Annotated in this window: 4 protein-coding genes; 1 reads left to right on the forward strand and 3 read right to left on the reverse strand. The window is 70.8% G+C overall.

Features of this window, described 5'->3' with window-relative positions; genetic code table 11:
• The 3 genes from G6018_RS11285 to G6018_RS11295 form a co-directional block, all read right to left on the reverse strand.
• Positions 1 to 1121: GNAT family N-acetyltransferase (locus G6018_RS11285; RefSeq protein ID WP_182639635.1), on the reverse strand; the 1121-nt coding region annotated here is incomplete at its 3' end.
• Positions 1118 to 2602, reverse strand: a complete 1485-nt coding sequence (locus G6018_RS11290) for a SidA/IucD/PvdA family monooxygenase (RefSeq protein WP_182639636.1) — start codon at positions 2600 to 2602, stop codon at positions 1118 to 1120. The genes G6018_RS11290 and G6018_RS11285, both read right to left, overlap by 4 nt.
• Positions 2599 to 4089, reverse strand: coding sequence for a pyridoxal-dependent decarboxylase (locus G6018_RS11295; RefSeq protein WP_182639637.1), 1491 nt, complete (start codon positions 4087 to 4089; stop codon positions 2599 to 2601). Before G6018_RS11295 ends, G6018_RS11290 begins: the two co-directional genes overlap by 4 nt.
• 210 nt (positions 4090 to 4299) lie before the next feature.
• Between G6018_RS11295 and G6018_RS11300 the strand changes: the two genes are divergently transcribed.
• Positions 4300 to 5391, forward strand: coding sequence for an iron-siderophore ABC transporter substrate-binding protein (locus tag G6018_RS11300; RefSeq protein ID WP_182639638.1), 1092 nt, complete (start codon positions 4300 to 4302; stop codon positions 5389 to 5391).
• Positions 5392 to 5456: the final 65 nt, after the last annotated feature.

Consider the following 5456-nt stretch of genomic DNA (forward strand, 5'->3'; position numbering starts at 1 on the left):
ACCGTCGCGGGAGCCTCCGGGGTGTAGCGGTGTCGGTCGGTCAGCCCCAGTCCGATGCGCCCGTTGTTGGCCACGAAGCCCGGGTGCCCCTCGGTCATCGCGGCCTCGACCTCCTGCAGGTCGGCACCGGCCAGTTCCTGCACGGGGCGGGCGCGGTGGTGCAGACAGAACGCGGCGGACCCGAGGGTCGCGGCGATCTCCTCCAGATAGACGCCGACGAGTGACGCGGGGATACCGAGCACCGGGGCCAGCGCGGTGATGAGGGCCGGGGCGTCGGGTTCGACCGGCTCGCCGGCGACCTCCCGGCGCAGCGAACCCTCGTCCACCACCCAGTGCTCCAGGGGCAGCACCCGCCCGCGGAACAGCCACCTCTCCTCACCCGCGCGCACCTCGTACATGTCCGGGTCTGCGGTGGGCTGAGGCGAGACGAGTCGCTCGTGGGAGAACTCGGCCAGGGCCTTGGCGCACAGGTGACGGTGGGCCCGCCGCATCGCGTGACCGGTGAGGTGCGCGTGGGGCACGGCACCGGACGACGGGGGTGACGACGACACGGCCCGTGTGGTCCGGCCGATCTCGGAGGCCCGGAAGTCCCCGACGTCGCAGAAGGAGAGCAGGGCGGTCTTGTCGGCGAGTTCCACCGCCCCGCCCTCCCGGAAGCCGGCACGGGCGTTGAGTCGGTGCACGGCGGTGTTGCGGATGTCCGGCTCCACCACCACGCGTCGGGCGCCCAGCGGACCGAAGGCGGTCTCGCAGATCGCGCCGATCACGGCGGCCGTGGTGCCCGGCACGGGCGTCCGCGAGGGGGCGACCAGCAGGTGCATACCCAGGTCCCCGGGTTCGTGCGGGTACGAGCCGTCGAGCTCGACCGCGGCCGGGTCGTAGTACACCGCCAACCCCACTCGCAGTCCGTCGATGCGCACCATGTGGACCTGCCGGTGTGGGCTGCTCTGCCAGTCGCGGAAGAACGCCGAGATCTGCTCGGGCGCCATGTGCCGCATGCCCCAGTACGCCGACCCGGGGTGCGAGAGCCAGGCGTGGAGGGTCCCGACGGTATCGGCGTCCGTGGAGAGGGAAGAGAGCGAGACGAGCCCGGCGGGGGTACTGACGGTGTGATGGTTCATCGGGCCTCCTGGGCCTGCTGGTCGGCGGGGGAGTGGCGCACGGCGGACGTCCCGGCTCGGGTCGGATCGGTCTCCCGGGTGGGGCAGGACTCGCGGGCCGGGGCGCCGAACCGCTGGAACGCGATGCGTGATTCGACGGGGTAGACCTCGTGACCGGTGACGGACCGCAGGATGATGCTGTTGCGCATCGCCCCCATCCCCAGGTCCGGGGCGCTGAGCCCGTGGGTGTGCTCCTCGGCGTTCTGCACATGGACACGCCGATGGGCCAGGTCGATGGTGTGGTCGCGGGCCACGCGGTAGCGACGGGGCCTGCCCGCGCCGGCCCGCCCGGGTCCGGGGTCCTCCCAGTCGATCTCCGAGGCGATCCCGTCGAGGAACCGCGGAGCGGTGGCGGAGTAGCCGGTGGCCATCACCAGACCGTCCGTGTGGTGTTGCCAGGCCCGGCCGGTGTCGTTGCAGTGCAGTTCCAGGCGGATCCCTGACTCGTCTACGGTGGCCCCGTCCAGGGCGGTCGCGGCCACCAGCAACCCGGTGTCCAGTCCGTGGGCGGACCGGCGGTAGAGAAGATCGTGGATCTCGTTGATCAACTCGGCGTCGATGCCCTTGTAGAGGGACCGTTGCTCGCGCAGCAACCGGTCCCGGGTGCCGGCGTCGAGACCGTGGAAGTGGTCGATGTACTCCGGGGAGGTCATCTCCAGGGTGAGCCTGGTGTACTCCATGGGGAAGAACCGGGGGGACCGGGTAATCCAGTCCACGCGGGGGCCGGAGTGCCCGGACGTCGCCACCAGGTCGTGGAAGATCTCGGCGGCCGACTGGCCGCTGCCCACGACGGTCACCGAGTCCAACCCGAGCAGCTCCTCGCGCCGGTGCAGGTAGTCGGCAGCGTGCAGCGCGACCCGTCGGCCCGCGTGTGGGGAGGCGCCGTCGAGCGAGTCCGTGTCGACAGGCGACCACGGGGTGGTGCCGATCCCCAGTGCGAGGTGCCGGGCGCGGTAGGTCTCCGTGCCGTCGGAGGTGATCGCGGTGACCCGGTAGACGGGCCCGTCCTCGTCGTCGTCGGTCCCTCCGTTCCCCCCGTCCGGCCCGCCCCCGGCGCCCTGTGCCGCCTCGCGCCGGACGTCCACCACCTGCCGTCCCCACCGGAGTCCACCCACCCGCTCGGAGGCCCAGCGACAGTACGCGTCGTACTCCGCGCGCAGGGGCTGGAAGTTCTCGCGGATGTAGAACGGATACAACCGGCCCACCTGTTTGAGATAGGACAGGAACGAGTACGGAGAGGTGGGGTCGGCCAGCGTGACCAGATCGGCCAGGAAGGGCACCTGGATGGTCGCGTCGTCGAACATGAGTCCGTGGTGCCACGCGAAGCCCTCGCGGGAGTCGAGGAAGACGGCGTCGATCTCCAGCGGTTCGGCGAGGCACGCCAGCCCGAGGTTGAACGGACCGATGCCCACCCCCAGCAGGTCGTGGATCTTCCCGCTCATGACATCACCCCCGCGGTGGTGGCCTGGCGCATCCCCTCGGCCAGGTACCGGGCGGCCTCGCGGACGTCGGCGAGCACGGCCGCCACGTCCCGGTCGGACAGCTCCGGGTCCAGGATCGTGAGTTTGAGGCACGGTCTGCCGTCCACCACCGTCGCCGCGACCACCGACCGTCCCTCGGCGAACAGCGCGTCCCTGACGGGACGGACCAGGGCGTCGGACTCGTCGGGGTCACACCCCTCGGGCCGGGGGCGGAAGAGGACGGTCGACAGTGCCGGCCTTCGAACCAGCTCGAGGTCGGGCTCGGAGTCGATGGTCCAACCGATCCGCCGGGCCACGTCGATCGCGTCGTCGAGCATGCGGCCGATCCCGTCGGCGCCGAGTACGCGCAGCGTCATCCAGAGCTTCAAGGCGTCGAAGCGGCGGGTGGTCTGCAGGGACTTGTCCACGGCGTGATCGTCACCGTCCGCGGGGTTGAGGTAGTCGGCGCTGACGGTGGAGTGGCGGAAGCCGGAGCCGTCCCGCAGGAGAAGAGCGGATGCGGCCACCGGCAGGAAGAAGGTCTTGTGGAAGTCGACGGTCACCGAGTCGGCCAGCCCGATCCCGTCGAGGAGATCGCGGCGGGTGGGGGAGACCAGCAACCCGCCGCCGTAGGCGGCGTCCACGTGCAACCAGACGTCGTGACGGCGACAGACCAGTCCGATCTCACGCAACGGGTCGATCGCGCCGTGGTCGGTGGTGCCGGCCAGGGCGACGACGGCCGCGACCTCGTCACCGGCGTCCGCCACGGATGCCAGGGCGCGGTCGAGGGTGGCGGGGTCCATGCGGTCGCCGTCCCCGGGGAGGACGATCACCGCGTCCGGCGCCAGGCCGAGTAGACGCGCGGCCTTGACCACGCTGAGATGGGCGTGCTCGCCGGTGACGATCCGCAGTCGGGACAGACGGGCGCAACGGTCCGCGGGCGTGGTCCCCCCGGGGCCGGGGCGGGAGAGTCGATCCTCGCGAGCGGTGAACAGCCCCTGGAGGTTGGACTGCGATCCGCCGGTGGTGAAGACGCCGTCCGGCGTGACCCGATCCGGCCTGTCGAACTCGATCAGGTCGGCGACCCAGTCGACGAGTCTCTGCTCGATCAGGCACGCCGAGGTGCCCTGGTCCCACGTCTCCACCGCGGTGTTGACGGAGGTGGCGAGCGTCTCGGCGGCCAGCGCGGGGATCGTGACCGGACAGTTGAGGTGCGAGAGGTAGCGGGGGTGGTGGTACCCCACGGCGTGGTCGAGGTAGAGCGCACGCACCTCCACCAGGGCCTTGTCGAGCGTCCCCAGCGGGGTCGACAGATCCACCGCCGCGGTCTGTGACGCGAGATGCGCGGGCGCTGCGGACGAGCGCGGGGTGGTACGACCGTCGAGGTATCGACCGACCTCGGCGGTCGCCGCGGCCAGGGCGGCGGCGTGGTCCTTCCTGCTCCGGTGGCTCAACAGGTGTTCGTTCACGGGTGCTCCGAACTGATCGGGGACGTAGGTACCGGCGAACGTTATGAGGGTAGGCTTGCCTTATCAACACTAGGGCGAAATGAACCATGTTGTGCCCCAGGCGAAGTGGGAATGTGGGAGTACGGTCTTGCGTTTCGGCGCATCGTCGCTCTACTGTTGCCCCGATAAGGTAAGCCAAGCCTAAGCGGCTTTGATCCCATCGGAGACCCCATGAGTCCACTCACCGTCCGATCCCGTGTCCGTGCGGTCGACGCCCCCGATCGCGCACGGGTCGTGCTGCTCCTGGCCGCGCTCCTCGCGACACTGGCGGTGTTGGCCGGGTGCACGACGGGCTCGGTGGGTGGATCGCAGGACCCGGCCACGGCGACCGACGTCGAGCGCGACGGGGAGTTCCCCCGCACCATCACCCACGCGTACGGGCAGACGGAGATCACCGAACCGCCCCAGCGGGTGGCCACGATCTCCTGGGTCAACGCGGATGTCTCGCTGGCGCTGGGAGTGGTTCCGGTGGGCATGCCGCGGAACTCGTTCGGCGGCAACGCCGGTGGATCCACCGACTGGTTCGACGCCGAACTGGAGTCGGTGGGCGGCGAGATGCCGGAGTTGTACTCGGAGACGGACGGCATCAACACCGAGGCCATCGCCGCGCTCCAACCCGACGTCATCCTGGGTGCCTACTCCGGGATGACCGCCGAGGAGTACGAGACCCTGTCCACGATCGCCCCCACCATCGCGATGCCCGAGGGCGACGTGGCCTTCGGTACGCCCTGGCAGGACTCGACCCGCCTCATCGGCGAGGCGCTCGGCCGCTCGGAGCGGGCGGAGGAGCTCATCGACGAGGTGGAGGACCGGATCGCCCAGGTCGCCGACGATCACCCGGGCGTCCGGGGGACGACCTTCATCTACGGCACGGTGGATCCCGACGCGGCCGAGAAGATCTACGCGTTCACCGACGTGGACAACCGACCGCGATTCCTCGAGCAGCTGGGGATGGTGCAGGCCCCCGTCGTCTCCGAGGCCTCGACCGGCGCCGCCGACCAGTTCGCCGTCACCTGGTCACCCGAGCGGGCCGACGAGCTCGTCTCGGACATCCTGGTCACCTACGCGGCGTCGCCCGACGTGCGCGCCGCGATCGAGGCGGACCCGCTGCTGGGTCGCATCCCCGCGGTCGAGGCGGGCCGGATGGTGGTGCAGACCGACGAGCAGCAGGTGCTGTCCATCTCGGCGGCGTCGCCGCTCAGCCTGCCCTGGGCGCTCGACAACGTGGTCCCGGACATCATCGTCGCCGCGGAGCAGAACTGACCGATGCAGGTGACCGCGACGAGCCGGAGCGACCCCGCACCCGCGGGGCCGCCGGCGGCCCCGGT

This window comes from Dietzia sp. DQ11-44 (genome assembly GCF_014145205.1).
Lineage (GTDB): Bacteria > Actinomycetota > Actinomycetes > Mycobacteriales > Mycobacteriaceae > Dietzia > Dietzia natronolimnaea.

What these genes read in the sequence shown, in the direction of transcription:
- G6018_RS11290 (WP_182639636.1), bottom strand. Translation starts at nt 2,602, where the DNA reads ATGAGCGGGAAGATCCACGACCTGCTGGGGGTGGGCATCGGTCCGTTC.
- G6018_RS11300 (WP_182639638.1), top strand. Translation starts at nt 4,300, where the DNA reads ATGAGTCCACTCACCGTCCGATCCCGTGTCCGTGCGGTCGACGCCCCC.